Source organism: Micromonospora sp. SCSIO 07396, assembly GCF_053667945.1.
The window spans coordinates 4,042,323-4,067,550 of sequence record NZ_CM132210.1 but is presented as its reverse complement, the minus strand read 5'-3'; the positions used below and the strand labels follow the sequence as shown (position 1 = coordinate 4,067,550).

At 73.4% G+C, this 25,228-nt stretch carries 27 protein-coding genes; 14 read left to right on the top strand and 13 right to left on the bottom strand.

What is annotated here, in order from left to right; genetic code table 11:
- Nucleotides 1-38: 38 nt before the first annotated feature.
- Together ACWCHM_RS17505 and ACWCHM_RS17500 are read right to left on the bottom strand one after the other, a co-directional pair.
- Entirely contained in the window at nt 39-449 is a 411-nt protein-coding gene (locus ACWCHM_RS17505) for a hypothetical protein (RefSeq protein WP_454219045.1), read from the bottom strand.
- A gap of 129 nt (nt 450-578) precedes the next feature.
- The gene (locus ACWCHM_RS17500; RefSeq protein WP_421490423.1) at nt 579-3,188 is read right to left on the bottom strand and encodes a glycoside hydrolase family 9 protein; all 2,610 of its coding nucleotides are present in this window, start codon (nt 3,186-3,188) and stop codon (nt 579-581) included.
- Nucleotides 3,189-3,452: 264 nt separating this feature from the next.
- On the opposite strand from ACWCHM_RS17500, the gene ACWCHM_RS17495 reads away from it, so the two are divergent.
- Entirely contained in the window at nt 3,453-4,178 is a 726-nt protein-coding gene (locus ACWCHM_RS17495; RefSeq protein ID WP_204961267.1) for a PP2C family protein-serine/threonine phosphatase, read from the top strand.
- Nucleotides 4,179-4,202: 24 nt separating this feature from the next.
- Here ACWCHM_RS17495 and hrpB read toward each other — a convergent pair whose 3' ends face one another.
- From hrpB to ACWCHM_RS17480, 3 genes are read right to left on the bottom strand one after another with little or no spacing between them, the layout of a single operon-like run.
- Entirely contained in the window at nt 4,203-6,716 is a 2,514-nt protein-coding gene (gene hrpB / locus ACWCHM_RS17490; RefSeq protein ID WP_454219044.1) for an ATP-dependent helicase HrpB, read from the bottom strand.
- A gap of 25 nt (nt 6,717-6,741) precedes the next feature.
- Entirely contained in the window at nt 6,742-6,942 is a 201-nt protein-coding gene (locus ACWCHM_RS17485; RefSeq protein ID WP_281899070.1) for a DUF397 domain-containing protein, read from the bottom strand.
- 40 nt (nt 6,943-6,982) lie between these two features.
- Nucleotides 6,983-7,828 (bottom strand): helix-turn-helix domain-containing protein, encoded by an 846-nt coding sequence (locus ACWCHM_RS17480; protein ID WP_281899068.1) that lies wholly within the window; start codon nt 7,826-7,828, stop codon nt 6,983-6,985.
- Nucleotides 7,829-7,970: 142 nt separating this feature from the next.
- Here ACWCHM_RS17480 and ACWCHM_RS17475 point away from each other — a divergent pair, with 142 nt between their 5' ends.
- From ACWCHM_RS17475 to ACWCHM_RS17465, 3 genes are read left to right on the top strand one after another with little or no spacing between them, the layout of a single operon-like run.
- Nucleotides 7,971-8,597, top strand: a complete 627-nt coding sequence (locus tag ACWCHM_RS17475) for a GOLPH3/VPS74 family protein (RefSeq protein ID WP_204961271.1) — start codon at nt 7,971-7,973, stop codon at nt 8,595-8,597.
- A 53-nt stretch (nt 8,598-8,650) separates the two neighbouring features.
- Nucleotides 8,651-10,171, top strand: a complete 1,521-nt coding sequence (locus ACWCHM_RS17470) for an APC family permease (protein WP_204961272.1) — start codon at nt 8,651-8,653, stop codon at nt 10,169-10,171.
- The gene (locus ACWCHM_RS17465; protein ID WP_454219043.1) at nt 10,168-10,761 is read left to right on the top strand and encodes a GNAT family N-acetyltransferase; all 594 of its coding nucleotides are present in this window, start codon (nt 10,168-10,170) and stop codon (nt 10,759-10,761) included. Before ACWCHM_RS17470 ends, ACWCHM_RS17465 begins: the two co-directional genes overlap by 4 nt.
- A gap of 190 nt (nt 10,762-10,951) precedes the next feature.
- On the opposite strand, the gene ACWCHM_RS17460 is transcribed toward ACWCHM_RS17465, so the two are convergent.
- Entirely contained in the window at nt 10,952-11,773 is an 822-nt protein-coding gene (locus tag ACWCHM_RS17460; RefSeq protein ID WP_088644086.1) for a SigB/SigF/SigG family RNA polymerase sigma factor, read from the bottom strand.
- 317 nt (nt 11,774-12,090) lie between these two features.
- On the opposite strand from ACWCHM_RS17460, the gene ACWCHM_RS17455 reads away from it, so the two are divergent.
- Nucleotides 12,091-12,840, top strand: a complete 750-nt coding sequence (locus ACWCHM_RS17455) for a hypothetical protein (protein WP_454219042.1) — start codon at nt 12,091-12,093, stop codon at nt 12,838-12,840.
- Here the strand turns inward: ACWCHM_RS17455 and ACWCHM_RS17450 are convergent.
- Nucleotides 12,789-14,378: a phospholipase D family protein gene (locus ACWCHM_RS17450; RefSeq protein WP_281899059.1), complete on the bottom strand. Its 1,590-nt coding sequence runs from the start codon at nt 14,376-14,378 to the stop codon at nt 12,789-12,791. The two genes, ACWCHM_RS17455 and ACWCHM_RS17450, sit on opposite strands and share 52 nt — an antisense overlap.
- A gap of 137 nt (nt 14,379-14,515) precedes the next feature.
- Between ACWCHM_RS17450 and ACWCHM_RS17445 the strand changes: the two genes are divergently transcribed.
- Complete coding sequence (locus ACWCHM_RS17445; RefSeq protein WP_269756975.1) at nt 14,516-14,644, top strand: hypothetical protein; 129 nt, start codon at nt 14,516-14,518, stop codon at nt 14,642-14,644.
- A gap of 61 nt (nt 14,645-14,705) precedes the next feature.
- Here the strand turns inward: ACWCHM_RS17445 and ACWCHM_RS17440 are convergent, their stop codons facing one another.
- Nucleotides 14,706-15,692, bottom strand: coding sequence for a pirin family protein (locus ACWCHM_RS17440; RefSeq protein ID WP_454219041.1), 987 nt, complete (start codon nt 15,690-15,692; stop codon nt 14,706-14,708).
- 10 nt (nt 15,693-15,702) lie between these two features.
- Entirely contained in the window at nt 15,703-16,185 is a 483-nt protein-coding gene (locus ACWCHM_RS17435; RefSeq protein WP_454219040.1) for a MarR family winged helix-turn-helix transcriptional regulator, read from the bottom strand.
- A 136-nt stretch (nt 16,186-16,321) separates the two neighbouring features.
- Here ACWCHM_RS17435 and ACWCHM_RS17430 point away from each other — a divergent pair, with 136 nt between their 5' ends.
- The gene (locus ACWCHM_RS17430) at nt 16,322-16,849 is read left to right on the top strand and encodes a GNAT family N-acetyltransferase (protein ID WP_454219039.1); all 528 of its coding nucleotides are present in this window, start codon (nt 16,322-16,324) and stop codon (nt 16,847-16,849) included.
- A 329-nt stretch (nt 16,850-17,178) separates the two neighbouring features.
- Nucleotides 17,179-17,775 carry a DUF1684 domain-containing protein gene (locus ACWCHM_RS17425; RefSeq protein WP_454219038.1) on the top strand — a complete coding sequence of 199 codons (597 nt, stop codon included), beginning with the start codon at nt 17,179-17,181 and terminating at the stop codon, nt 17,773-17,775.
- 69 nt (nt 17,776-17,844) lie between these two features.
- Here ACWCHM_RS17425 and ACWCHM_RS17420 read toward each other — a convergent pair whose 3' ends face one another.
- Both ACWCHM_RS17420 and ACWCHM_RS17415 read right to left on the bottom strand, forming a co-directional pair.
- Nucleotides 17,845-18,099 carry a flavin reductase gene (locus tag ACWCHM_RS17420; protein WP_454219037.1) on the bottom strand — a complete coding sequence of 85 codons (255 nt, stop codon included), beginning with the start codon at nt 18,097-18,099 and terminating at the stop codon, nt 17,845-17,847.
- Nucleotides 18,096-18,377 (bottom strand): hypothetical protein, encoded by a 282-nt coding sequence (locus tag ACWCHM_RS17415; protein WP_454219036.1) that lies wholly within the window; start codon nt 18,375-18,377, stop codon nt 18,096-18,098. The genes ACWCHM_RS17420 and ACWCHM_RS17415 overlap by 4 nt, the downstream gene beginning before the upstream one ends.
- A 430-nt stretch (nt 18,378-18,807) precedes the next feature.
- On the opposite strand from ACWCHM_RS17415, the gene ACWCHM_RS17410 reads away from it, so the two are divergent.
- Entirely contained in the window at nt 18,808-19,575 is a 768-nt protein-coding gene (locus tag ACWCHM_RS17410) for a DUF5753 domain-containing protein (RefSeq protein WP_204961279.1), read from the top strand.
- Nucleotides 19,566-19,757 (top strand): DUF397 domain-containing protein, encoded by a 192-nt coding sequence (locus tag ACWCHM_RS17405; protein WP_204961280.1) that lies wholly within the window; start codon nt 19,566-19,568, stop codon nt 19,755-19,757. The genes ACWCHM_RS17410 and ACWCHM_RS17405 overlap by 10 nt, the downstream gene beginning before the upstream one ends.
- Nucleotides 19,758-19,969: 212 nt before the next feature.
- Here the strand turns inward: ACWCHM_RS17405 and ACWCHM_RS17400 are convergent, their stop codons facing one another.
- On the bottom strand, nt 19,970-20,557 hold the full coding sequence (locus ACWCHM_RS17400; protein WP_088644078.1) for a general stress protein: 588 nt from the start codon (nt 20,555-20,557) through the stop codon (nt 19,970-19,972).
- Between the two features lie 184 nt (nt 20,558-20,741).
- Between ACWCHM_RS17400 and ACWCHM_RS17395 the strand changes: the two genes are divergently transcribed.
- From ACWCHM_RS17395 to ACWCHM_RS17385, 3 genes are read left to right on the top strand one after another with little or no spacing between them, the layout of a single operon-like run.
- The gene (locus ACWCHM_RS17395) at nt 20,742-22,589 is read left to right on the top strand and encodes a glycoside hydrolase family 15 protein (protein ID WP_204961281.1); all 1,848 of its coding nucleotides are present in this window, start codon (nt 20,742-20,744) and stop codon (nt 22,587-22,589) included.
- 41 nt (nt 22,590-22,630) lie between these two features.
- Nucleotides 22,631-23,410 (top strand): SDR family oxidoreductase, encoded by a 780-nt coding sequence (locus ACWCHM_RS17390; protein ID WP_204961282.1) that lies wholly within the window; start codon nt 22,631-22,633, stop codon nt 23,408-23,410.
- Between the two features lie 42 nt (nt 23,411-23,452).
- The gene (locus ACWCHM_RS17385; protein ID WP_454219035.1) at nt 23,453-23,953 is read left to right on the top strand and encodes a metallophosphoesterase family protein; all 501 of its coding nucleotides are present in this window, start codon (nt 23,453-23,455) and stop codon (nt 23,951-23,953) included.
- A gap of 2 nt (nt 23,954-23,955) precedes the next feature.
- Here the strand turns inward: ACWCHM_RS17385 and ACWCHM_RS17380 are convergent, their stop codons facing one another.
- Nucleotides 23,956-24,168 carry a DUF3072 domain-containing protein gene (locus ACWCHM_RS17380; RefSeq protein WP_088644100.1) on the bottom strand — a complete coding sequence of 71 codons (213 nt, stop codon included), beginning with the start codon at nt 24,166-24,168 and terminating at the stop codon, nt 23,956-23,958.
- Between the two features lie 94 nt (nt 24,169-24,262).
- Here ACWCHM_RS17380 and ACWCHM_RS17375 point away from each other — a divergent pair, with 94 nt between their 5' ends.
- Entirely contained in the window at nt 24,263-25,201 is a 939-nt protein-coding gene (locus ACWCHM_RS17375; protein ID WP_454223098.1) for an NAD(P)/FAD-dependent oxidoreductase, read from the top strand.
- Nucleotides 25,202-25,228: the final 27 nt, after the last annotated feature.

Genomic DNA, 25,228 nt, shown 5'->3' with positions numbered 1-25,228 from the left:
CCCACCCGCCGTCGGTCACCGGGTCGGCGAGGTGCCGGTCAGGGCGCGGGATGGTGGCGCAGCGCGGCGATGAACCAGTCCAGCACCGGGGTCAGGGTGGGCGGCGCGGTCCAGCCGTTGACCGCCGCGAGGAGCTGGAAGTACCGCTCGGTGCGTGGGTCGTTGGCGACCTGCAGCCGGGCCAGCAGCGCGCTGCGGTAGCCGGCGTCGTCGACCCGGTCGAAGACCTCGCCGTACGCGCAGACCAGCGCGGCCACCACGTGGCCGGCGCGGGGCGACTCGGGGGCGATGCCGGCGGCGCGGGCCAGTTCGACGGTGTCGCGGACCCGGTGGGTGAGGTCACGGACCATCGCCACCACCTCGGGGTGGGCGTCGCCGACGGTCTCGTCGACGAACTCGTGGACGATGCGCCGACGCTCGGCGTCGGAGATCGTGGTCTGCTCGGGCATCGGACTCGTCTCCACTGCTGGGCCGGGCGTGCCGGGCGGTCGGGCGGGGGCGCCGGGCGGTCGGGGGACGACCGCCCGGCGCGCTCGGACCCCGGGTGGCAGCCCGGGGTCCGAGGGTAGGAGTGCCGGTCAGGACACCGTGCAGGCGACGCCGTTGACGGTGATCAGATCCGGTTCCGGGTTGGCCAGCGTGCCGGTCCTGGCGAGCAGACCGAAGGTGATGCTGGCGCCCGGCGCGATCTTCGCGTTGTACGACTCGTTCTTCGCCGTCACGGTGGCCCCGGACTGGGTCACCTTCGCCGACCACGCCTGGGTGACCTTCTGGTCGCCGGTGTAGGCGTAGCGCAGGGTCCAGCCGTCGATCGCGGTGTCACCGGTGTTGCGCAGGACGACCTGGGTGTTGGAGCCGTCCGGCCAGGTGCCGTGCACCTGGTAGCTGACCGCGCAGGTACGCGGGGCCACGGCCTTGGCCTCCCCCTGGTCGGCGAGGAACGACGCGAGCCAGGCCAGCGCCGAGTTCCAGTTGATCGCCACCTCGTTGGTCGAGTACGAGTTGATGTCGTCGACGTAGCAGAACATCGGCGCGCAGCCCTTGAGCAGCTGGGCGACGAACGGGTCCTGCAGGGCGGCGTTCGGGCCGCCGGCGAGCGAGCCGACCGGCGGGTTCGGCATGGCCGGGTTGAGCTGGTTGCCGAAGATCCGGCTGTGCTGGTTGCGTGCGTTCTGCTCGCCCCAGCCGGTGACGAACGACATGTTCAGCGCGTTGCGGCCGAGCAGGTAGTCGCTCGCCTGCACCGCGCCGTCCCGGTACTTCGCTTCCCGGGTCAGGTCGAACGCGGTGGCCAGCACGACCATGTTGTTGATGATGTTGCTGTTGCTGCCCCAGACGTAGCTGGCCGCCTCGCCCGGCACCGGCAGGCCGTACGCCTGGGCGTGCAGGGTGGTCAGGTAGTTGTCGGCGGCGGCGGTGACCGAGGCGCGGACCCGGGCCTTGTCGGCGGCGGGCAGGCCGTTGGGCACGGTGGCCAGGTCGAGCCGGCCGACCGCGGCCACGCTCTGCCAGCTGAACGCGCCGCCCGTGGCGAACACGTCGCCGGTGTGGTGCGGCGAGGCGGTCAGGTCGTCCAGGTACGCCTTCTTGCCGGTGGTCAGGTACAGCTCCACGGCGGCCCAGTAGAACTCGTCGGTGACGTTGTTGTCCTCGTAGGCCCCGCCGCCGATGCCGTCGGCCGGGTCGGCGTAGACGGCCGGGTGCGCCTTGGCGGCGGCGTACGCGCTCGTCGCGGCGGTGCCGCAGCGGGCGGCGAACGTCGCGTCGTACGGGGCGAACAGGCGCTGGCACTGCGCGGCGACGGCGGCCAGGTTCAGCGTGGCGGCGGTCGACGGCGGGTGCAGCTCACGCGGCTGCGCGTCGTCCTGCGGGGCGAGCGGCAGACCGGTCCACGCCTTGTCGTGGATCTTGTGGTGGACCATCCCGGCCAGCGGCTTGCCGACCGGCACCTGCATCCGGAGCAGGAACTCGATCTCCCAACGGGCCTCGTCGAGGACGTCCGGCACCGCGTTGCCGCGCTCGGGCACCCGCAGCGTCGAGTCGCCCAGCGCGGCGCCACCGGCGGCGGTCTCCGCGGTCTTGGTCCGCTCGAAGGCGCTCAGCAGCTGGTAGGCGGCGATACCGCCGTTGACGACGTACTTGCCGTGGTCGCCCGCGTCGTACCAGCCGCCGCGCACGTCCAGCGTGTAGTCGCAGACGCCGGGCTGGCAGGGGACCTGGGTGTCGCCCTGGTTGGGGGCCACCCCGAGGTGGCCGGCCGGGCGGGCGTACTCCTCGCCGATCAGGTCACCGTCGATGGCGATGCCGCTGCGCTGGGCGTAGAAGAACTGCATCGCGTCGGCCCGCAGCCGGTCGTAGAGGTCGCCGGAGATGTCGAACGGGTGGCTGGTCTCCCCGTCGGCGACCAGCGTGTAGCCGGTGCCGGGCGTACGGAAGGACGAGAAGTCGACGGTCTGCACGTTCTGCCCGGAGGCGGCGTCGACCCCGCGCGGGGTGCTCTGGCCGCTGGCGACGACCGTGCCGGCAGCCGACTTGAGCTGCCAGGGCAGTGCCTCGGTCGACTCGGTCACCACGGTGGCGTTCTTCGGGCCGCCGGGCAGGTAGCCGACCTGGTTGACCCGCACCCGGGGGCCGGTGTCCGGCACGTACGGCGGGGCGGCCTCGCCACCGCGCAGCGAGACGTTGTCCAGGCAGAGCCGCTGCTCGGCGGCGGCTCCACCGACCTGGAAGATGAGCTGGGCGTTGGGGTTGTCGTCCGGGACGGTGAAGGTCTGCTCGACCCGCTTGGTCGTCGGGTTGGCGACGGCCGGAACGCTCGCGTACGACGTGTAGGGGGCGCTGCCGAGCTGGAGCACGGCGTTGACGGAGAGGCCGGGGGTGGCCGAGATGTCGAAGCTGAGCTTGTACTCCGCGCCGGCGTTGAGCCGGACCCCGTCGTGGCCGATGCCGGCGTCCCACGGGTTGACCAGCCCGGCGGGGACGGTGACGCAGAGCTGGCCGTCGACGACGTCGAGCGGGCCGGTGCCGTAGGAGAACCAGGGCGCGACGCCCTCGCTGAAGTCGCCGTTGCTGATCTGCTCGGGGGCGTCCGGCGGGACCTCGGCGTGGGCCACGCCGGTGCCGACGCCGGTGAGGACCAGGGTCGTCGCTGCCAGTACCGCGAGATGCCGCCGACGTCGTCGGGTCAGGATCACGGGATTCCTTTCCGGGCGGAAGGGTGGTGATGGAGATGATGGAGGTGTGCCGTCGATGCCTGTCGCTGGGAGCGCTCCCAGCTATCAGCCAGATGTTTCCAGCGCGTCTCGTCCCTGTCAATCGATTCGACTGGATGACCTTCGGGCTGGTCGAGGCGGCCCGGACCGACCCCGACGGCAGTGAGATTCGCCGCGCCACGCGCAGTCGTCCTGATCTCCTAGAGACAACAACACCCTCCGCCTGGCAGGCTGCCACCCATGACCCTGAAGCTTCGTTCCGTCGGGACGAGCGACCGTGGGCTGATCCGCAGCGGAAACCAGGACGCCATGCACTCCGGAGCCTGGCTCGTCGCCGTCGCCGACGGCATGGGCGGGATGGCGGCCGGCGACCTGGCCAGCCGGATCGCCATCGACGCGGTCGCCCCACTGGACGTGGAGACCCCCGAGGACGCCCTGGTGGCGGCGTTGCAGACCGGCATCGAGCTGGCCACCGCGCGGATCAACCAGGCCGTCCAAGAGGACCCCGAGCGGCAGGGCATGGGCACCACACTGACCGCCCTGCTGTTCTCCCGCACCGGCAGCTGCCTGGCGCTGGCCCACGTCGGCGACTCCCGGGCCTACCTGTTCCGCGAGGGCACCCTCAAACAGGTCACCCGGGACGACACCTTCGTCCAGATGCTCGTCGACCAGGGCGTGATCAGCCCCGAGGAGGCGTCCAGCCACCCCCGGCGCGCCGTGGTCACCCAGGCCCTGCAGGGCGAGCAGGTCTCCCCGTCGTACGCCACGATGGTGCCCCGGGCCGGCGACCGCTGGCTGCTGTGCAGCGACGGCCTCTCCAACGTCGTCCGCCCGGACACCCTGACCGAGGTGCTGCGGGAGACCCCGGACCGCCAGGACTGCGCCCGCCGACTGATCGACCTCGCCCTGCGGGCCGGCGGCCCCGACAACATCACCGTGCTCATCGCCGACGTCGTCGACGAGTGACCACCGAGCGGCGCACGCGCCGGCTCAGCGGCGGCGGTGCGCCGTGTGCCGGGTCGGCGCGGCCGTGACCGGGTCCTCCGGCCAGGGATGGCGCGGGTAACGCCCGCGCAGTTCCCCGCGCACCTGCGGATAGCCGGTACGCCAGAACGACGCCAGATCGGCGGTGACCGCGACGGGCCGGCCCGCGGGGGAGAGCAGGTGCAGCAGCACCGGCACCCGGCCGTCGGCCAGCCGGGGCGCCTGCTGCCAGCCGAACGTCTCCTGGAGCTTCACCGCCAGCACCGGCGCGGCCGGATCGGCGTAGTCGACCCGGACCCGGGAGCCGCTGGGCACCTCGATGCGTTCCGGGGCCAGCTCGTCCAGCCGGCCCGCCTGCGGCCAGGGCAGCAACCGGCGCAGCGCCCCGGCCACGTCGATCCGGGCCAGGTCGGCCCGGCGGCGGGCGGTGGCCAGCTCCGGCCCGAGCCACCGGTCGGCGGCGGCGAGCAACGCGTCGTCGGAGACCTCCGGCCAGTCCGCCCCCAACGCCTGCCGGCAGAACGCCAGCCGCTGACGCAACGACCGGGCCGCCGGGGTCCAGGTCAGCAGATCCAGTCCCGCCTGGCGGAGGCCGTCGGCCAGGGCGGCGGCCAGCAGCTCCGGCGTCGGCCGGGCCAGCGGGCGACTGACCAGCTCGATCGCTCCGAGCCGGGTCACCTGACGGGCCAGCACGTCGCCGTCGACCCAACCGACCTCGCGGTCCTCGCTCACCAACGCCCCGCCGACCTCCCGGGCGGTCGCCTCGTCGAGCGGGGCGGCCAGCCGGACCCGGGCGGTCGGCGCGCCCGGCGAGCGGTCGGCCACCGCGACGGCCAGCCAGCCCGTCCCGGTCAGCGCCGATCCGGCGGCCAGCTCGGCCCCCGTCCCACCCGCCATCAGGTACGACGTCCCACCGGCCCGACGTAGCCGGGCCAGCCGCTCCGGGTGGGCCAGCCCCACCAGCAGCCCGGCCGCCAGGTCATCGGGTAGCCACCCGCGGCCACCGCCCCGCTCGGTGTCGGGCAGGGCGGCGCGCAGCCGGCGTACCTCGGCGCGCCAGCGGGCGGTGGCACCGGGGTCGGTGTCGTCGCGTAGCCGCCGCCACGCGGCGGTGAGGTCGTCGTGCCGCCCGGCCAGGCCGTCCTCGGCGAGCAGGGCGACCAGCTCGGCGCCCCGGTCCCGACCGATCCGGACGGCACCGTCGAGCAGGGCCCGGCCCAGCCGGGGGTGGGTGCCGGTGGCGGCGATGGCCCGTCCCCGGGCGGTCACCCGACCATCGGCGTCGACCGCGCCGAGGGCGGTCAACGTCTCCCGGGCCACGGTCAGCGCGGCGGGCGGCGGGGGATCGGGCAGCGCCAGGCCGCCGCCGTCCGGGCTGCCCCAGGCGGCCAGGTCCAGCGCGAAGCCGGTCAGGTCGGCGGTGGCGATCTCCGGCCCGGGCTGCGCGGCGAGCCGGCCGTGGGTCGCCTCCGACCAGCAGCGGTAGACCACCCCGGGGCCCTGCCGGCCGGCCCGGCCGGCCCGCTGCGTCGCGGCGGCCCGGGATACCGGCACCGTGACCAGCGCGCCCAGCCCCCGGGCCAGGTCGGTGCGGGCCACCCGGGCCAGGCCGGCGTCGACCACCACCCGGACCCCGGGCACGGTCAGGCTGCTCTCCGCGACCGAGGTGGCGAGCACCACCCGACGCCGGTCGGCGGGGCGCAGCGCGGCGTCCTGCGCGGCGGCGGGCAGTCGCCCGTGCAGCGGCAGGACGGCCACCCGGTCGGTCAGGTCGGCCAGCCGGCGGGTCACCGCCCCGATCTCGCCCGCCCCGGGCAGGAAGACCAGCAGGTCGCCGTCCTGCTCGTGCAGGGCCCGCCGGACGGTCGCGGCGACATGGTCGAGCAGCAGCGGATCTACCCGTCCCGCGCCCGGTGGCGCGACCGGGCGCGGCGGTGGCGTGAAGACCCGGGTGACCGGGTGCAGGGCCGCCTCGGCGCGCACCACCGGGGCCGGCGTGTCACCGCCGAGCAGCGCGGCGAACCGGTCCGCCTGCGGGGTCGCCGACATCGCCACCAGCCACAGCTCGGGCCGCAGCGCCGCGCGGGCCTCCACGGTGAAGGCCAGCGCGAGATCGGCGTCGAGTTGCCGCTCGTGCACCTCGTCGAGCAGCACCGCGTCGACGCCGGGCAGGTCCGGGTCGCGCAGCAGGCGGCGCACCAGCAGGCCGGTGGTGACCACCTCGATCCGGGTGGCCGGCCCGACCCGCCGGTCGCCGCGCACGGCGTACCCGACCCGGTCGCCGACCCGCTCACCGAGCAGGTCGGCCATCCGCCGGGCCGCCGCCCGGGCGGCCACCCGGCGGGGCTGGGCGACCAGCACCCGCCCGGCCACCCCGTCGGCCACCGCGAGCGGGGCCAGGGTGGTCTTGCCGGTGCCGGGCGGGGCCACCAGGACCGCGCTGCCGGTGCCGGTCAGCGCCCGCAGCAGCGGTGGCAGCGCCGGCCGGACCGGCAGGTCGAGTGGTACGTCACGGAGCACGGCTGCCACTGTGGCACGCCCGGGGTCAGCCCCGGCGTACCGCCTCCATGCCGGTGACGAAGGCTGTCCAGGCGTGGGCGGAGAAGACCAGCGCGGGGCCGCACCGGTCCTTGCTGTCGCGCACCGCGATCCGGTCGTCGGTGGAGGCGATCTCCACGCAGTTGCCGTTGCCGCTGCTGCGACTGCTGGTCCGCCAGTCCATCATGGACAGAGGCAGCGCCTGCATTCCCGTACCTTCCGTTCCCCCCGGGCGTGCCGCAATGCGATCACGCAAAGTGACGAGCAGCCTCCTCCAGGCGGGCCAGAGACGCCGCCGGATCCAGTGCCATCCGACACAGCTCCTCGTGCACAAGGGTATACCCGCGTACGTGTCCCGCTTCCTCCAGCGCCAGACCCAGCGTGAGATTGTCCAGGTAAACCACGGAATTGTCGGCCGCGTCGGCAAACGTGATGATCACGTACGGAGTGCTCATCGCGGGGTGCCCACCGGACGCGAACGGAAGTACGTGACATGTCACGTTCGGTGATCGGGCGACCGTGGCCATGTGAGTCAACTGCTCCGCCATGACGGCCGGCCCACCCACCGGGCGCAGCAGCACCGCCTCGTTGAGGACCACCGACAACTCGACTGCGGGCGAGTCCCGGTGCAGCACCTCCTGGCGGCGCAGCCGGGCGGCCACCTTGCGCTCCAGCCCCTCCTCGCCGGCCGTACGACGGAACATCTCCCGGGCGTACGCCTCGGTCTGCAGCAGCCCGGGGACGGACTCCGCCTCGTAGGTGCGCAGGCTCTCCGCCTCGGCCTCCAGCCCGACGTAGAACTCGAACCACTCGGGCAGCACGTCGCTGTAGTTCTGCCACCAGCCGCGCTGCTGGGCGCCCCGGGCGATCTCGATCAGCGCCTCGGCATCGACACCGGTCACCTCGTAGAGGGCCAACGCGGCGCGGACGTCCCGGGGCTTGATGCCGATCTGGGCGTTCTCGATCCGGGACAGGTTGCTCTTGGACATGTCGAGTTGGCGGGCGGCGACGTCCAGTGTCATGCCCGCGCGTTCCCGCAGTTGGCGGAGTTCACGGGCGATGCGGCGGCGGCGAACAGTGGGGCTGACGGTCACCCTCCGAGTCTGTCACGACAAGATCCGCAGGTCGCATGAGTACGGAGTGCAACCACCGAATCTGGGAGTTGCAAAGCTGGAGCTCTGCGGGCATCCTGTCACCCGGCGTGGATCACCTGTGGACAATGCGTGGGAGGCTCGTTTGCTGGTCGCCGACGAGTTCTTTCTGATTGCGCACAACGACAGCCGCGGCAAGGCCAAACTGCACCCGAGCGCCACCGGGCTCGGCCTGGCCGCCGGGTTGCTGGCCGAGCTGATCCTGTTCGGACAGATCACCGTCTCCGGTGGACTGGTCACCGTGATCGACAGGCGTCCCCCGACCGACGCGCTGGCCCACACCGTGCTCGACCAACTGATCGGCGAGTCGCAGCACCAGGCGGTGCGCACCTGGCTCGCCTTCCTGGCCCAGTCGTCCACCACCTCGGTGGGGGAGCGGCTGGCCCGGGCCGGGGTGCTGCGCCGGCAGGAGACCCGCCGCCTGCTGCGGACCACCGTCAGCTACCTGCCGATCGACCTCAACGCCGCCGCCTGGCCGGCGACCCGGCTACGGGCCCTGGTGGAGCGGCCCGAACAGCCGCTGGTGTCGGACACGACGCTGCTCGGCCTGGTGGCCGCCGCCGGGCTGACCCGCGAGGTGCTGTGGAGCGCCGGGCCGCGTGCCCACCACCGACTGTCCACCCTCGTCGGGTCGCTGCCGCCCCCGTTGAAGGAACTCGTCGTGCACACCGAGGCCGCGGTCGGCGCGGCGGTGCTGCGCGGCATCCCCTGATCTCGCCGCGCCACCCCCTTCCCCCCTCACCTCCCCTCTTCCGGAGCAGCCCCATGCCCCCGCATCCGACAGTCGACCGCCCCAGCAACGTCAGTGACGCCCTGGCCCGTGGCCGCCTCGGCGTGCCGTCGGTCATCTTCTTCGTCCTCTCCGCCGCCGCGCCGCTGACCGTGGTCGCCGGCGTGGTCACCACCGGCTACGCGGTCACCGGCATCACCGGCATGCCGCTGGCCTTCCTCACCGTGGGCGCCGTCCTGGCGCTCTTCTCCGTCGGCTACGTGGCGATGGCCCGCCGGGTCGAGAACGCCGGCGCGTTCTACGCCTACGTCGCCCGGGGCATCGGCCGCCCGGCCGGCGTCGGCGCGGCCTGGGTCGCGCTGATCGCCTACAACGCGCTCCAGGTCGGTCTCTACGGCGCGATCGGCGCCGCCGCCGCCCCGGTGCTCGGCACCCTGTTCGGCGTCGAACCGCACTGGTCCGTGGTGGCCCTGGTCGCCTGGGCCCTGGTCGCGTTCCTCGGCCTGCTGCGGGTGGACGTCAACGGCCTGGTCCTGGCGGTGCTGCTGATCGCCGAGATCGTGGTGATCGTCGTGTTCGACCTGGGCCAGCTCAGCCACCCGGCGGGCGGCTCGACCAGCTTCGCCGCCCTCGCCCCGGCCAACCTCCTGGTGCCGGGGGCGGGCGCGCTGCTGGTCCTCGCCATGACCGGCTTCGTCGGGTTCGAGTCCTCGGTGGTGTTCAGCGAGGAGAGCAAGGACCCCCGGCGGACGGTCCCGCTGGCCACCTACCTCTCGGTGGCGATCATCGCCGGGCTCTACGCGCTCTCCTCCTGGTCGATGACCGTGGCCGTCGGCCCGGAGAACATTTCCGCCGCCGCCGGTGAGCAGAGCATCGAACTGATCTTCAATCTGGCCGCCGCGCACCTCGGCGACACCGCCGTCACCATCGGCCAGGCGCTGTTCATGACCTCGGTGCTGGCCGCGATGATCTCGTTCCACAACACCACCGCCCGGTACGCCTTCGCGCTGGGCCGGGAACGGGTGCTGCCGGCCGCCTTCGGGCAGACCTCGCCGCGCACCGGCGCGCCCCGGATGGCCTCGCTGGCGCAGAGCCTGCTCGGCCTGCTGGTGATCGTCCTGTACGCGGTGAACGGCTGGGACCCGGTGGTGCAGCTGTTCTACTACGCCGGCACCGGTGGCGGTTTCGGCGTGCTGCTGCTGATCGCCACCACCAGCGTCGCCGTCATCGTCTACTTCGCCCGCTCCGACACCGCGGAGTCGCTGTGGAAGCGGGCGATCGCCCCGGCCCTGGCCACCGTCGCGCTGGCCGCCGTCGTGGCGGTGGCGGTGGCGAACTTCGCCACCCTGCTCGGTGTCGCGCCGGATTCGCCGTTGCGCTGGATCATCCCCGGGGTCTACCCGGTGGCCGCGCTGATCGGCCTGCTGTGGGGTCTGGTGCTGCGCGCCAACCGTCCCGACGTCTACGCCCGGATCGGGCGCGGCGCGGAGAGCGCGGCGACCTCACTGTTCGCCCCGCCGGTGGACGGCCCGGTGCCGGTGGAGGCCCGGCGGTGACCGCGCCGGCCGTCGGACGGCTCGCCGCCGCCGACACCCGGTGGGCCGCCGAACGGATCGCCGAGGCGTTCCTGGTGCTCCCGGCGACCCGGTGGCTGGTGCCGGACGAGGCGAAGCGGGAGGCCGTCTTCGCCGACAACTTCGAGATCCTGGTCGACCATGCGATGCGCCACGGCCTGGTCTTCGGCACCGAGGACCGGGACGGGGTGGCGGTCTGGCTGCCGCAGGTCGGTGGTGAGTCACCGGCCCCGGAGGACTACGACGACCGGCTGGCCGCCGCCTGCGGGGAGTGGACCCCCCGGTTCCGGCACCTCGACGAGCTGTTCGCCGCGAACCACCCGCACCCCGACCACCACCACCTGGCGCTGCTCGCCGTCCGGCCGGGCCGGCAGGGGCGGGGACTGGGCACCGCGCTGCTGCGGCACCACCATGCCTGGCTGGACGCCCACGGGGTGCCCGGCTACCTGGAGGCCAGCAGCGAGGCCGGGCGGGACCTCTACGCCCGGCACGGCTACCGGCTGCGGGAGGTCTTCCGGCTGCCGGACGGCACACCGTTCTATCCGATGTGGCGGGACCCGGCGGTCGGCTGACCGGCATCCCGGGCAACGTCAGCGTCGCGTACCGGCGTGAACGCCGACCGACGTGGCACCGGCCCTGACGCGAGTGCGTCGGGGCCGGTGCCACGTCCGGAGTCGGGAAGGCCCGGCCGGCGAACCGCCGGCCGGGCCCCGTGGCTGTGGCCGTCGCCGACCCGTCGGGCCGGTGACCGCCGCCACCCCCTCAGTAGGTGCCGTCGAGCTGACCGCGCAGCTTGGTCAGGGCCCGGGCGAGCAGCCGCGACACGTGCATCTGCGAGACGCCGATCTGGTCGGCGATCTGCGACTGGGTCAGGTTGCCGTAGAAGCGCAGGGTGAGGATCTTCTGCTCGCGCTCGTCGAGGGTGGCCAACGCCGGGCCGAGGGCGACCCGCAGCTCGGCCAGCTCGAACTCGTTGTCCTCGCCGCCGAGCATGTCGCCCAGCTCGGTGGCGCGGTCGCCGTCGCCGGTCGGGGTGGACAGCGACACCGCGTTGTAGGCGCGGGCACCCTCCAGGCCCTCCAGCACCTCTTCCTCGGTGAGTTTCAGGTGGGCGGCGATGTCGGCGACCGTCGGCGAGCGGCCGAGGGTCTGCAACAGCGAGCTGTTGGCGTCGGAGATGGCCAGCCGCAGCTCCTGGAGCCGCCGGGGGACCCGGATGTCCCAGGTGCGGTCGCGGAAGTGGCGCTTGAGCTCGCCGATGATGGTCGGGATGGCGTAGCCGGCGAAGTCGACACCGCGCGACGGGTCGAACTTGTCGATCGCCTTGATCAGGCCGACCGCGGCGGTCTGGGCCAGGTCGTCGGTGGGCTCGCCCCGGCCGCTGTAGCGGTGGGCCAGGTGGTTGGCCAGCGGAAGCCAGGCCTCGATCGCCCGGTCGCGCAGCGCCGCCCGGGACGGGTGGCCGGCGGGCAGCGCGGCCATCGCGTTCAGCAGGTCGGCGGCGCTGTCGGTGAGCGCACGCGGGTCCAGCTTCTCGGTGGTGGACGGTGTCGCCGCCGGCTTGCTCATGGTTGGCGCGGTCATTGGTGGTCCTCCCTGCACCTCGTCCGCGATCAAAAAGACGTGACGCTTCGGTTTAGCTTCAGATGGGCCGTTCGGAAGCCACCATAGCCTGATCGGTGAACGGAAATCTAGCCGAAAGGCTGATGTACTTAAGTGATTTTCGACAACAAAACTGCACTATCGGACATGGTTCGCGTCGACTGTGATCGCGGGCACCTGTCGAACCGGTCGGCCACCCGGAACCCGACGCCGCGGTAACGGTGTCGGCTATCCGTCCTTGTCCCGCCGACGGGGCCGCCCGTAGCGTCGCTTGAGACCATCGCCGTACGGAGGACCACGTGCTCGACCCCGCGGACCCGCAGCTCGTCGTCGACAGCCGTACGTTGCGCTTCAGCTGGTCGCCGGCCGACCCGGACGCGGTCGCCGCCCTGGTCCCACCCGGCCTGTGCCCCCGGCCCGACCGGCAGGTCTTCATGAACCAGTACGTCGTCGAGGACGCCGCCCAGACCTCCGGCCTCGGCGCCCACTCGCTGACCTACCTGGGGGTGGCCCTCGCCGGGGTCGACGCGCCCGACAGGGTTACCCCCGGCGGCTGGTGGACCCACTACGTCACCTCCAGCCCCCGGGTCCGGGACTACGCCGTCGCCCGGGGCGCGCCGGCCGTCCTGGGCCGCACCACCCTGCGGGTACGCGGTGACGTGCTGGTCGCCGACACCGAGGTCGGCGGTGTCCCGCTGATCCGGACCCGGGCCCGGATCGGCCACACCGGCCATGAGCTGCGCGCCGGCCACCACCGCTACTTCACCCGGCGCGACGGCGAGCTGTTCAGCGGGGTCTACCCCTACGTCTCCGAACCGGTCAGCCCGTTCGAGATCGAGTCGGTGGAGTTCCTCGACCCCCGGCACCCGAGCTACGCGCTGCGCCCGGAGAACCCCCTGCTCATCGCCAACGGCTGCTACGCCCCGCGCACCTCGTTCGCCCATCCGGGCGGGCTGACCCGCTACCCCCCGCCCGCGTCGGCCCCGACCGGCGGGAGCTACCAGGTGCCCTTGCGGCGGGCGTGCAGCGGCCTGCCGTCGGGGTCGTAGACCAGCCGGTACGCCGGTAGCGCCCACAGCCGGGTGTACCAGGGCAGCCGCTCCGGCCGGTGCGGACGCAGCCGGCCCGGCGGCCGGGGGCCCGAGCGGCCGGAGTCGTGCCACCGCTGCAGGGCGTCCGCCGAGGCGGTGATCGCCGCGACCGCGTCGGCCGGGTCCAGCAGGTCGGCGTCGTCGGCACCGTCCGGGTCGCGGTCCAGGTGCTCACGCCACAACCGCAGCCGCAGGTCCCGGGCGAACACCCGGGCCCCGTCACCCCGACCCGCCGGGTCGACCGGGGCCCGCTCGTCGCGGGTCTCGTCGAGCACCGCGCAGGACAGCTCGCTGTCGTGCGTCCACGACCGCCTGTTGAAGTTGTCACTGCCCACGCTGGCCCACACGTCGTCGACCACGCAGATCTTGGCGTGCACGTAGACCGGGTCGCCCGCCCGGTTCTCCACGTCGAAGACGTGCACCCGGTCCGGCGCGGCCCGCGCGCACAGCGACAGCGCCTGCTCCCGGCCCACCATGTTGGGCGGCAGCGCCAGCGCACCGTCGACGTCCGGGTAGCGGGGGACCACCGCGACCAGGTGCAGGTCGGGATTGTCCCGCAGCGCCTCGGCGAACAGCTCGGCCACCTCGGTCGACCAGAGGTACTGGTCCTCCAGGTAGATCAACCGGCGGGCCCGGCGTACCGCCTTGGTGTAGCCCCGGGCCACCGTCCGCTCGCCGTCCGGGGCGAACGCGTAGCGGGGCCGCACCGCCGGATAGGTGCGCAGCACCTGGATGTGGTGCGGGCCGCAGGGCGGCGGATCGGCCGGCGGGTCGGGCAGCGGATCGGGGCTCAGGTCGGAGCCGCGCAGCCGGTCCCGCAGGTAGGCCAGCGGGTTCTCCGAGTCCAACGGCATCGGGTCGGTCCATCGCTCGCGGAACGTGGTGTCCAGCGCGGCGACCACCGGCCCCCGGACGGCCAGCTGCACGTCGTGCCACGGCGGATGTGGGCCGTACTTCGGTGACATGGCGAGGGCCTGCGGGTCGCCGTGGTGGTCGGCGTCGTCGCGGCGGCTGTGGCACAGGTCGATCCCGCCGGCGAAGGCGACGTCCCGCTGCGGGGCGTCGCGGTGGCGCAGCACCACCAGCTTCTGGTGGTGCGACCCGCCCCGCCGGACGCGCTGGTCGAGCAGCACCTCACCACCGGCGGCGTTGACCGTCTCGCTCAGGTCGCGGTTCTCCGCCTCGCTGTAGGACAACGAGTCGAGGTGGGAGCGCCAGAGCAGCCCCTTGACCAGCACGCCCCGCTGGGCGGCCCGGGCGAAGAGCTGGGCCACCGTCGGGCCGTCCGGGCGCATCCGCTCGTCCGGGTCGCCCCGCCAGTCGGTGAAGAAGAGCTGGTCACCCGCACCGAGCGCCTCGACCTCGGTGACCAGGCGGTCGAAGTACGCCGAGCCGTGAATCAACGGCTCGGCGAGGTTTCCGGACGTCCAGACGGGTATCCCGGAGACCGGGTTGGCGCGTTCCTCAGCGGTCAGGAACCAGTCCTCGATCGCCACGTTCCAACCTCCCGAGGTCGACGACGTCCTCACGGTAGGACCCCCACCGTCGGTACGCACTCCGGGTCTCCCGGACCCCGCCCGGACGGTGGCCTACCGCACCCCGCGAAGCCGTGCACGCCGAGGAGGCCAGGCCCATGCCCGCCGAGACGACGAACCCCGCGACCGAGGACCGTACGGATGCGGTCGAGAGCGAACGCGGCGCGATCCTGGCGGTGCTGCTGATGGTGATCCTGGGGGTGGCCGGGATCTTCGCGGTGTCCTGACCGACGCGGTGCCGCCCCGGGCGTCCCGGGGTGACACCGGGACGCCCGTCGCAGGTCGGTCTCAGGGGCGGTCGCCCTGACCGCCGGTGTGCGGCAGCCGCTGGGCGGGAACCACGCCCAGCTTGCCGGCCTGGAAGTCCTCGAAGGCCTGCATCAGCTCGGCGCGGGTGTTCATCACGAACGGCCCGTAGTGCGCCACCGGCTCCCGGATGGGCTTTCCGCCCATGATGTAGAGGTCCAGGGCCGGGGTGTTGCCGTCCTGTTTGCCGGCGGCGGTCACCCGCAGCGCGTCGCCCGCACCGTGCACGGCCAGCTGGCCGCCCTGGAACGGCCGCCGGTCGGTGCCGACCGTGCCGCGACCGGAGAGCGCGTAGACCAGCGCGTTGAAGTCGGCCCGCCAGGGCAGGTCCAGCTCCGCGCCGGGCTCCAGCGTGACGTGCGCGATGGTGATCGGGGTGTGGGTCGACCCCGGCCCCCGGTGCCCGGCGATCTCACCGGCGATGATCCGGATCAGCGCGCCGCCGTCCGGCGTGGTCAGCAGCGCCGACTCCCGGCCACGGATGTCCTGGTAGCGCGGCGGCATCATCTTGGCCACCCGGGGCAGGTTGACCCAGAGCTGGAGGCCGTGGAAGAGACCGCCGCTGGCCACCAGGTGCTCCGGCGGGGCCTCGATGTGCAGCAGGCCGCTGCCGGCCGTCATCCACTGGGTGTCGCCGTCGGTGATGGTGCCGCCGCCGCCCTGCGAGTCCTGGTGGTCCATGATCCCGTCGATCATGTAGGTGACGGTCTCGAAGCCCCGGTGCGGGTGCCACGGGGTGCCCTTCGGCTCGCCCGGCGCGTAGTCCACCTCGCCCATCTGGTCGAGGTGGATGAACGGGTCGAGATCCTGCATCGGCACCCCGGCGAAGGCGCGGCGGACCGGGAAACCCTCACCCTCGTAGCCGCTGGGGGCGGTGGTCAGCCGGCGGACCGGCCGGTAGCTGGTGGTCTCGTCGAGCCGGGGCAGGCGGGGCAGGACGAGGACGTCGTCGACGGTGATCGCGGGCATCACGGGCTCCTCAGGTGTCGCGGTGGGTGGACGACGCGTCCCGGTCGGCGCGCAGCCGCCGGCCGAGCCGGTCGAAGACCCGGGTCAGGGTGGCGACCTCGGTGTCGTCGAGGTCGTCCATCAGGTGCCGCCGGACCGAGGCGAGGTGCCCCGGCGCGGCCTCACGCAGGGCGAGCAGCCCGGCGGCGGTGAGCACCGCCTCGCTGCCCCGACGGTCCCCGGGGCAGGACTGCCGGGCGACCAGACCCCGCCGCTGCATGGTGGAGATCTGGTAGGTGAGCCGGCTGGGGGAGAAGACCAACCGGGCGGCCAGCTCGCCCATCCGTAGCCGTTGGCCGGGTGCCTCGGAGAGCAGGACCAGCACGTGGTAGTCGGCGAAGCTCAGCCCACCGTCGGCGCGCAGATCGTCCTCCAGCTGGGTGAACAGCCGCTGGCTGGCCTCGATGTAGGCACGCCAGCAAGCCATCCGCTCGCTGTCCAGGCTCTCCGTCATGGCTCGAACAGTAGCACTCTTTCAAATTTAAACAAGCTCACTGATTCCCGTGTGAGCAGCGAGACAGTCCTCCTTGACGGGAGGAAGTTCAGGATTTGAAAGGAATGGGTGGCAGGTGAGCTGGCAGACTGCCCCGGTGGAACCCGTACAGATCACCGCGCCCGGCCTGGTGCTACGCCCCTGGCGGGCGGCGGACGCGCCCGCCGTGCTGGCCGCCCTGGTCGACCCCGACATCGTCAGGTGGAACGGGCAGGGGGTGACCGACCTGGCGACCGCCGCCGCGTGGATCACCAGGCGGGCCGACCACAGCGACGACAGCCATGTCTCCGTCGCGGTCACCGACGCAGCCGACGGGACGCTGCTCGGTGCGGTCTCCGTCCACCAGATCCGGCACGGCAACGCCGCCGTCGGCTACTGGACCGCTGGGCCGGCGCGCGGACGCGGGGTCGCCTCCGGCGCGCTGCGGGCGCTCACCGACTGGGCCTTCACCCACCTCGACCTGCACCGGATCGAGCTGTGCCACGCGGTCGACAACCCCGCCTCCTGCCGGGTCGCCACCCGCGCCGGCTACCGCTGGGAGGGCACACTGCGCGAGTCGCACCGCTACGGCGACGGCCACCGCCACGACGAACACCTGCACGCCCGCCTCGCCACCGACACCTGACCCGCTCCGCTCCCGCTCACCCGTCGCTCCCGCCCCGCCCCGGCCCTGCCCTGTCCCGGGTGATCAAGAGCTTTGCGTCACCATTGAGCCGAATGCTGACCCAAACCTCTTGATCACCGCCGCTCGGCGCGTTGTCCCGGTGGAGCGTCCCGTGATCAAGAGGTTTGCGTCATCGATGAGCCCGGTTTCCGCCCCAAACTTCTTGATCACCGCCCGTGGGCGGCGCTGTCCCCGGTGATCAAGAAGTTTGCGTCATCGCTCAGCCCGATACTGACGCGAACCTCTTGATCACCGGGGGCGGCGGTTCGGGGGCTGGTTAGGGTCGACGGGTGGACGACCTCGATGTGCTCGACTGGCGGGAACGCACCGCTGCGCTCTACCTGTCCGACACCGATCTGGCCGGCTTCCGGGCCGCCCGGGACGAGTTGTTCCGCAGTCACCCGGCCAGCCCGCTGCCGGCCGCCGACCGGGCCGGTTTCCCCGGGCTCGGCTGGTTCCCGCCGGACCCGGGGGCGGTGGTCGAGGCCCCGCTACGCCCCGCCTCCGGCACCGAGACCATCGACACCGGCGGCCCGGACGGCGTGGTGAGCTACCGGCGGGTGGCGGTCGCGGAGACGCCGTGGGGGCCGCTGACCCTGTGGTGGATCGAGGCGTACGGCGGGGGACTGTTCGTGCCGGTCCGCGACGGCACCAGCGGCCGGGAGACGTACGGCGGTGGCCGGTACCTCACCGACACGGTCAAGGGGACCTTCGGGCGGGGACTCACCGTGCTCCCCGGTCAGCGGGTACGCCTCGACGCCAACTATCTCTACAACCCCAGTTGCGCGTACGACGACACCTGGGCCTGCCCGCTGGCACCCCCGGAGAACCGGCTCGCCACCCCGATCCGGGCCGGTGAACTGGTCTATCCCCGCCGCGACCGCTGACCCTGCCACGTCCCCGCCCTACCCGCCCCGCCCTACCCGCCCCGCCCCGCCGCTCGGCGAGAGGTGAGGTCAGCGGCCGGCCTGGCATGCCCAGGTCAGGAATCGGTCGGTCGCGTCCACGGTTCTGCCGCCGTCGAGCTGCGTGAGCTGGTCTTCGGCTTCCTCCCTGAGCTTCGACAGCAGGGTCAGCAGGCCCGGCCGGTCGTCGGCGTACGCCGCGAGGAGCGCGAGTTTCGCTTCCCCGCAGGGCCACGGGTGGGCGTCGATCCGGCAGAGCCAGGTGGGTGGCAGCGGCGTGTGCCGGCCGGGAAGCAGCTCGGTCACGCCACCACGACCCTTCCCGGGGTCGGCCTGCGCGGAGCCGGTCGACGGGGGCCGGGCTCCGGGCGCGTCGCTCCGGCCGGCATCAGGAACAGGGTCCGCCGCCGGACCGCGTCGCCGGCTGCGTCCAGCTCGTAGGCGTCGATCCACAACCAACCGTCGTACGTGTGCCGGTCGGTGAGCACCCGGATGACCCGTACCGTGATCGGACGGATGAACTGCACGCTCGCGGCGCGCGTCAGGTGGAGCACGTCACCGGGGCGGATCGGGTGCGGGGTCACCGGGCTGGCTCCCGTTCCAGCCGAGGGGCCCGGCGGTGGCAGGGGGTCCGGCGGTGGCAGGGGACGGCGTTCGCCAGCCGGCCGGGGCCCCGCCACGGTGGGACGAACGGCCCGATCGGGCCGGGCACCGACGGGCGTGCCGGTGGCGGGTCGTCGTCAGGCTTGCGGCGCGGCTCGGGCGGCGGTGGGCTGTCGGGCTCCGGCGTGTCCGGCACGGTGCTCCCCCTTCGTAGCGGTGGATGGAACGGGGGCCGCCTCCTGCCCCTCCACAGGAGACGGCCCCCGCAGCAGACGCGGCCGGCGGATCTCCCCTCCGACCGGCGGCGCCGCTCTGGACTCCACCTTGCCGAGGGTTGTGGAGCAAACACACCGCGTAGCAATATGCAGGCAGACGTTCGGAACGTTCGGCCGCAAAATGGGAGGGAGCGGGATGAATCTGGCAGTCAAAGAGGCCATGGCGCAGACCGGGGAGACCGCCGAGAGCCTGGCAGCTCAGGTCGGGGTCGACCCGAAAACCGCAGCCAGGTGGGCACGCCACGGGAGCATCCCGCAGACCCGGCATCGCGCCAAGGTCGCGGCGGTCCTGGGCCGCGACGTCCTGGACCTCTGGCCGGACGCGCTGAAGCGCCACGAGCCGGTCTGGTTTCGCCGCTGGGCGGACATCGAGCGCGAGGCGGTGGTGCTGCGGGGGTTCGAACTGGCGTGGGTGCCGGGGCTCCTGCAAACGGAGGCGTACGCGCGGGCGACGCTGGCGCTGGCGACCCCCACCCCCGAGGAGGTCGACGAGCTGGTGACGGCGCGGATGCAGCGGCAGGCGATCCTCCACCGGCCAGAGCCTCCGCTCGTCGTCGCGGTGATCGATGAAGCGGCCCTCCGGCGGCGCGCAGGACGCGACGGCAAGCTGATGCGCGAGCAGTGTGAGCACATCGCGGCCTGCGCCGAACTGCCGTGCATGCAGGTGCACGTCGTGCCGCTCGACACGCCGATCTATCTGGGCATGGGCGGTCCGTTCGTGCTGGCCGAGCTGCCGGACGGTGCGCGGCTGGCGCATCAGGACGGTCCGGCCAGGGCGCACATCACCGACGACGCGGCAGAAATCGCTAGCCTTGAACGTAGCTGGGCTCGCATAGTCGGCGAGGCCCTACCCCGGACGCAATCTCTCGATCTCATCAGGAGAGTGGCAGCGACATGGACATGACCGGCGCGCGGTGGCGTAAGAGCACGAGGAGCGGCAGCAACGGCGGGAATTGCGTCGAGGTCGCCGACAACCTGCCCGGCGTCGTCCTGGTGCGGGACACGAAGGACCGTGCGGGTGGGACGCTGGCGTTCGCGCCGGGTGCGTGGCGGGGGTTCGTGGACTTCGCGAGGGCGTCCCGCTAGCCAGAAATCCCAGTGCCCCCGTTGGCCGGGGCATTCCTCGCTGCCCGGGTGACGGGTGCTCCCGGCGTGTCATGGCCGGGCCGCCCGCCCCGGTGAGGGGCCGACGACGCGACCACCGCCCCGACGCCACCGCCGCCCCGACGCGACCGCCGCCCCGACGCGACCGCCGCCCCGACGCTGGGCGCGTCGGGACGGCGGCGGGGTCGGACGGGTCAGCGGGCGGTGGCCCCGGTCGGGGTCAGGTGCATCCGGCCGAGCATCTGCCGCGCCTGGTCGGCCAGGGCGGCGTCGACGGTCACCGCGTACTGGCCGGCGCGTAGCGAACTGGCCGAGGTGAAGTCGCGCTGGCCGCCGGACATGGCGTGCGCCACCGCGCCGAACACGGCACCCCAGATCGCGCCGATCACCAGGCCGACCAGGATCACCGCGAGCCAGTTGCCGACCGTGAAGATGCCGAACAACAGGCCGATGAACAACCCGAACCACGCGCCGGTGCCGGCACCCAGCAGGGCGGCGCGTCCCGTGGTGAGCCGGCCGAGCACCGTCTCCACCAGGGTGAGGTTGGTCCCGACGATCGCGGTGTGCTCCACCGGGAACCGGTTGTCCGCCAGGTAGTCCACCACGCGCTGCGCGGACGGGTAGTCCGGGTACGCGCCGATCGTCACCGTGGGCGGGCCGCCCTGCGGGCCGTGTCCGTCCCCCGGCGGGGTCGCCGGCCGGCCGGCCGGACCGGACGGGAGGTTGTCGCCGCCCGGCATCCCGGGTCGCCAGGTGGCGGTCGGGTTCGCTGCTCTGGTCATGGCCTCCTCCTTCGTCAACGACCGGCGTTCCCGTGGGCCCGTCGAGGTAACGCCGGCAGGTCCGGTAATCCGGGCCCGACCTGGATGACGCCGGGAGGCTGGGGCCGCCGGAGCGAGGGTCACGGGCGGACAGAAGACGGTGTGGTCGAGGAATGCGCGCCGAGGAGCCCGGGTAACCCGGCCCGTGGACAGCGGACGGATCAGCGAGCACGGGTTCCTCGCCGACGGGCGCAGCGCCGCGCTGGTGGACCGGCACGGCTCGGTCAACTGGTGGTGCCCGGCCCGGTTCGACAGCCCGTCGGTCTTCGGCCGGCTCCTCGACGACCGGGCCGGGCACTGGTCGATCACCCCGGAGGGCGACGACGTCCGGGTGTCCCGCTCCTATCTGGACGATTCGCTGGTGCTGCGTACCGTCTTCCACACCGGCACCGGCTCGGTGGCGGTCACCGACGCGCTGGCCCTGGAACCGGAGGCGCGCGGGCACGACATCGGCCTGCGCTCGCCCCGGGTCCTCGCCCGGCTGGTCGAGGGGCTCTCCGGCGAGGTGCCGGTACGCGTCGAGTTCGCTCCCCGGTTCGAGTACGGCCGGGTCACCGCGTACCTGACCCACGCCGCCGGGGTGATCGACGCGCGGGCCGGCGCGTGCCGGCTCAGCCTGCGCTCCGACGTACCGTTGGCCTGCCGGCACGGCGACGCCGTCGGCCGGGCGACCGTCCGGGCCGGGGACACCCTGCGGCTCACCCTCGGGTACGCCCCGACCTACGACGGCGGCGAACCGGCGCTGCCCGCCGCCGACCGGGTGGTGGCCGACGCGGTGACCGGCTGGCGCTCCTGGGCCGACCTGCACGACTACCAGGGTCTCTACCGCGACCAGGTACGACTCGGCGCGATGGTGGTGCAGGGCATGACCTACCAGCCCAGTGGCGCGATCGTCGCGGCGGCCACCACCTCGCTGCCCGAACAGGTGGGTGGTGACCGCAACTACGACTACCGCTACGTCTGGGTCCGCGACTTCAGCCTCACCCTCCAGGCGCTGTGGCGCTCGGCCTGCCCGGACGAGGCCGACCGGCAGTTCTCCTGGGTGGCGCGGGCGATGGGCCGCATCGACGACGGCCGGGTGCCGATCATGTACGGCGTCGAGGGCGAGCGGGACCTCACCGAACACGCCCTCGACCACCTGCGCGGCTACGCCGACAGCCGACCGGTGCTGGTCGGCAACGACGCCTGGACCCAGCGGCAGAACGACGTGCTCGGCGAGATCCTCGACGCCGCCTGGCTGATGCGGCACTACCTGGACCCGATGTCGCCGGACGTGCGGCACCTGCTGCGGGCGCTGGCCGACCAGGCGGTCCACAGCTGGCGTCTGCCGGACTCCGGCATGTGGGAGGCCCGCGACGCCGAACGGCACTACGTGTCGTCGAAGGTGCAGTGCTGGACGGCGTTGGACCGGGCGGTGCGGTTCGGCCCCCGGCTCGGCGACCCGGCCGACATCCGGCGGTGGGCGGGGGCCCGCGACGAGGTCCGCGCGGCGGTGCTGCGGCGGGGGTGGAACGACCGGCTGGGCGCGTACACCGGGGCCTTCGACTCCGACCGGTTGGACGCCTCGGTGCTGCTCATGCCGCTCGTCGGGTTCCTGCCCGCCGCCGACCCGAGGATGCGCTCCACCATCGACGTGGTGGAGCGGCGGCTGTCCCGCGACGGGCTGCTGCGCCGCTGGGACGGTGACCCGGCCGGTTTCGTGATCTGCTCGTTCTGGCTGGCCAGCTGCCTGGCCCTGGCCGGCGAGCAGGAGCGGGCCACCCGGCTGTTTGAGCAACTCGCCGGCCGGGTCAACGACCTCGGCCTCTACGCCGAGCAGATCGACCAGGCCACCGGCGAACAGGTGGGCAACTTCCCGCAGGCGTTCTCGCACATCGGCCTGATCAACGCGGCCGGCCTGCTCACCGACATCGCCGAACGACGGCGCGACCTCGCCACCGACCGGCCGCATTTCGTGACGACCGGCACCGACGTCGTGGCGACGTCGACCTGAGCCGTGCCGACCGGCACGGGACCGACGGAGGGAACACGCTGATGAGTGGACGACTGACCGGCCGCACCGCCCTGATCACCGGCTCGGACTCGGGCATCGGGCAGGCCACCGCGATCGAGTTCGGCCGGGAGGGTGCGGACGTGGTGGTGCACTACCTGCACGATCACGCCGGCGCGGACCACACCCGGGCCGAGATCGAGAAGGCCGGCCGACGGGCGGTGGTGGTGCAGGGCGACATCAGCGTCGAGCATCAGGTCGAGGCGATGTTCGACGAGGCGCTGGCGGCGTTCGGCACGGTGGACGTGCTGATGAACGACGCCGGGGTGGACGCCTCCGGCATCGGCGTGGCCGACCTGGACACCGCGACCTGGGACCGGTGCATCCGCACCAACCTGTACGGGATGTTCTTCTGCTGCCGGCGGTTCGTCCGGCACCGCCGCGACCAGGGCGGCGGCGGGAAGATCATCAACATCACCTCGATCCACCAGGAGGTCGCCCGGGCCGGCGGGGCGGACTACGACTCCAGCAAGGGCGGCATGCTCGAACTGGCCAAGAGCCTCGCCCTGGAGGTCGCCCCGATGCGGATGAACGTCAACAACATCGGACCCGGGATGGTGCTCACCCCGTTCAACCAGGAGGCCATCGACGACCCGAAGTACCTGGAAGAGCAGGTGCAGAGCATCCCGTGGAAGCGGGCCGCCGAACCGGCCGAGATCGCCAAACTGGCCGTCTTCCTGGCCAGCGACGACGCCGACTACGTGACCGGGTCGACGTACTTCATGGACGGCGGCCTGATGCAGAATCAGGGCCAGGGCGCCTGAGCCGGCCGGCCGCGCCCGGCCCCCGCCCGGAAGGCCCGCCTGATGCGGCTGCTCATGATCGCCGACACCCACCTGCCCCGACGCGCCCGGGACCTGCCGGACGAGGTCTGGACGGCGGTGGACGCCGCCGACGTGGTGCTGCACGCCGGGGACTGGGTCGAGGTGGGGCTGCTCGACCGGCTGGCCGACCGGGCCCGTCGGCTGGTCGGCGTGTACGGCAACAACGACGGCCCCGACCTGCGGGCCCGGCTGCCCGAGGTGGCCGAGGTGGAGCTGGCCGGCCTGCGGGTGGCGGTGGTGCACGAGACCGGGCCGAAGACCGGCCGGGAACAGCGCTGCGCGGCCCGGTTCCCCGACCACGACCTGCTCGTCTTCGGCCACTCGCACATCCCGTGGGACAGCGTCGCGCCGGGCGGCCTGCGGCTGCTCAACCCGGGCTCACCCACCGACCGGCGGGCCCAGCCGTACGCCACGTACCTGACCGCCGAGGTGGCGGCGGGACAGCTCGACCGGGTCGTGCTGCACCGCCTGCCACCCCGCTGAGGTCACCGGCCCCGGCCGGTCTCCTCCTGCAACTCGTCGATCCGCCGGGACGCCTCCGCCTTGGTCAGGTCGTCCGGCACCTCCTCGCCGGCCTCCCGGGCGAGGGTGTGCAGGTACGACTCCTGGGCGGCGGTCGGCGGCTCGTCCCCGGTCACCCACTCGTCCGGGTCCTTGATCGCCCCACGCGGGTCGGGCAGCTGGTCGTTGTCGGTCATCACGTTCACCTCTCCTCGAACAGCCGTGCCAATACCCCGCCGGTCGCCCGGTCATGCCGGTCGGTGCACATACGATCAACAGGTGGACGCGGATGTGATCGTGGTGGGTGCCGGCATCGCCGGGGTGGCGTGCGCCGGGGAACTGACGCGGGCAGGTGTGCCGGTGCAGGTCCGGGAACGCGGTCGGGTGGCCGGGGGCCGGATGGCCAGCCGACGCTTCGACGGCCGCCCCGCCGACCTGGGGGCGGCGTACCTCACCGCCGACGACCCGGACTTCGTCGAGGTCGTCCGGCGGTGGCAGGCCGCCGGGCTGGTGCGGGAGTGGACCGACACCTTCGTCGCGTACGGCCCGGACGGCCGGCGGGAGGTGCCCGGACCGGTCCGCTGGGCCGCCCCGCGTGGCCTGCGTTCCCTGGTCGAGGAGCTGGCCCGGGAGTTGCCGGTGACCGTCGACCGGCTCGTGTCGGGCGTCGCGCCGGGCCCGCTGGTGGACGGGGAGCCCGCCGCCGCCGTGGCGCTGTGCACCCCGGGTCCGCAGGCCGCCCTGCTGCTCGACCCGGCGCTGGCCGGGGCCACCCGGGCCGCCGTACGGCAGCGGTGGTCGCCGGTGCTCGCGGCGGTGCTGCGTTTCCCCGGCCGGCGGTGGGCCGACTTCCGGGGCGCGTTCGTCAACGACCACCCGGTGCTCGCCCTGGTCTGCGACGACGGCGACCGGCGCGGCGACGCCGCCCCGGTGCTGGTCGCCCACACCACGCCGGAGTTCGCCGCCGGGCACCTGGCCCAGCCCGGGGGTGCCGGCCCGGCGATCGAGGAGGCCGTCCGCGACCTGCTCGGCCTGCCGGACCCGGCCGAGCTGACCCACGTGCACCGGTGGACGTACGCCCGGCCGGTCGAGCCGGACCCTGACGGGACGTTCTTCCTCGACGACGACCTGGTCGGGTTGGCCGGGGACGCCTTCGGCAGGCCCCGGGTGCAGAGCGCCTGGCGCTCCGGCCGGGACCTGGGCCGGGAACTGGCCCGCCGGCTCACCTGACCGTGCGGCCGGCCCGTTCCGGTGCCC

Bases quoted from the DNA above. Each gene is read 5' to 3' on its own strand.
- ACWCHM_RS17400 (WP_088644078.1), bottom strand. From the start codon at position 20,557: ATGACCAGAGCAGCGAACCCGACCGCCACCTGGCGACCCGGGATGCCG.
- ACWCHM_RS17485 (WP_281899070.1), bottom strand. From the start codon at position 6,942: ATGCAGGCGCTGCCTCTGTCCATGATGGACTGGCGGACCAGCAGTCGC.
- ACWCHM_RS17380 (WP_088644100.1), bottom strand. From the start codon at position 24,168: ATGACCGACAACGACCAGCTGCCCGACCCGCGTGGGGCGATCAAGGAC.
- ACWCHM_RS17495 (WP_204961267.1), top strand. From the start codon at position 3,453: ATGACCCTGAAGCTTCGTTCCGTCGGGACGAGCGACCGTGGGCTGATC.
- ACWCHM_RS17410 (WP_204961279.1), top strand. From the start codon at position 18,808: ATGAATCTGGCAGTCAAAGAGGCCATGGCGCAGACCGGGGAGACCGCC.
- ACWCHM_RS17505 (WP_454219045.1), bottom strand. From the start codon at position 449: ATGCCCGAGCAGACCACGATCTCCGACGCCGAGCGTCGGCGCATCGTC.
- ACWCHM_RS17435 (WP_454219040.1), bottom strand. From the start codon at position 16,185: ATGACGGAGAGCCTGGACAGCGAGCGGATGGCTTGCTGGCGTGCCTAC.
- ACWCHM_RS17385 (WP_454219035.1), top strand. From the start codon at position 23,453: ATGCGGCTGCTCATGATCGCCGACACCCACCTGCCCCGACGCGCCCGG.
- ACWCHM_RS17445 (WP_269756975.1), top strand. From the start codon at position 14,516: ATGCCCGCCGAGACGACGAACCCCGCGACCGAGGACCGTACGGATGCG.
- ACWCHM_RS17460 (WP_088644086.1), bottom strand. From the start codon at position 11,773: ATGACCGCGCCAACCATGAGCAAGCCGGCGGCGACACCGTCCACCACC.
- ACWCHM_RS17470 (WP_204961272.1), top strand. From the start codon at position 8,651: ATGCCCCCGCATCCGACAGTCGACCGCCCCAGCAACGTCAGTGACGCC.
- ACWCHM_RS17440 (WP_454219041.1), bottom strand. From the start codon at position 15,692: ATGCCCGCGATCACCGTCGACGACGTCCTCGTCCTGCCCCGCCTGCCC.
- ACWCHM_RS17405 (WP_204961280.1), top strand. From the start codon at position 19,566: ATGGACATGACCGGCGCGCGGTGGCGTAAGAGCACGAGGAGCGGCAGC.
- ACWCHM_RS17390 (WP_204961282.1), top strand. From the start codon at position 22,631: ATGAGTGGACGACTGACCGGCCGCACCGCCCTGATCACCGGCTCGGAC.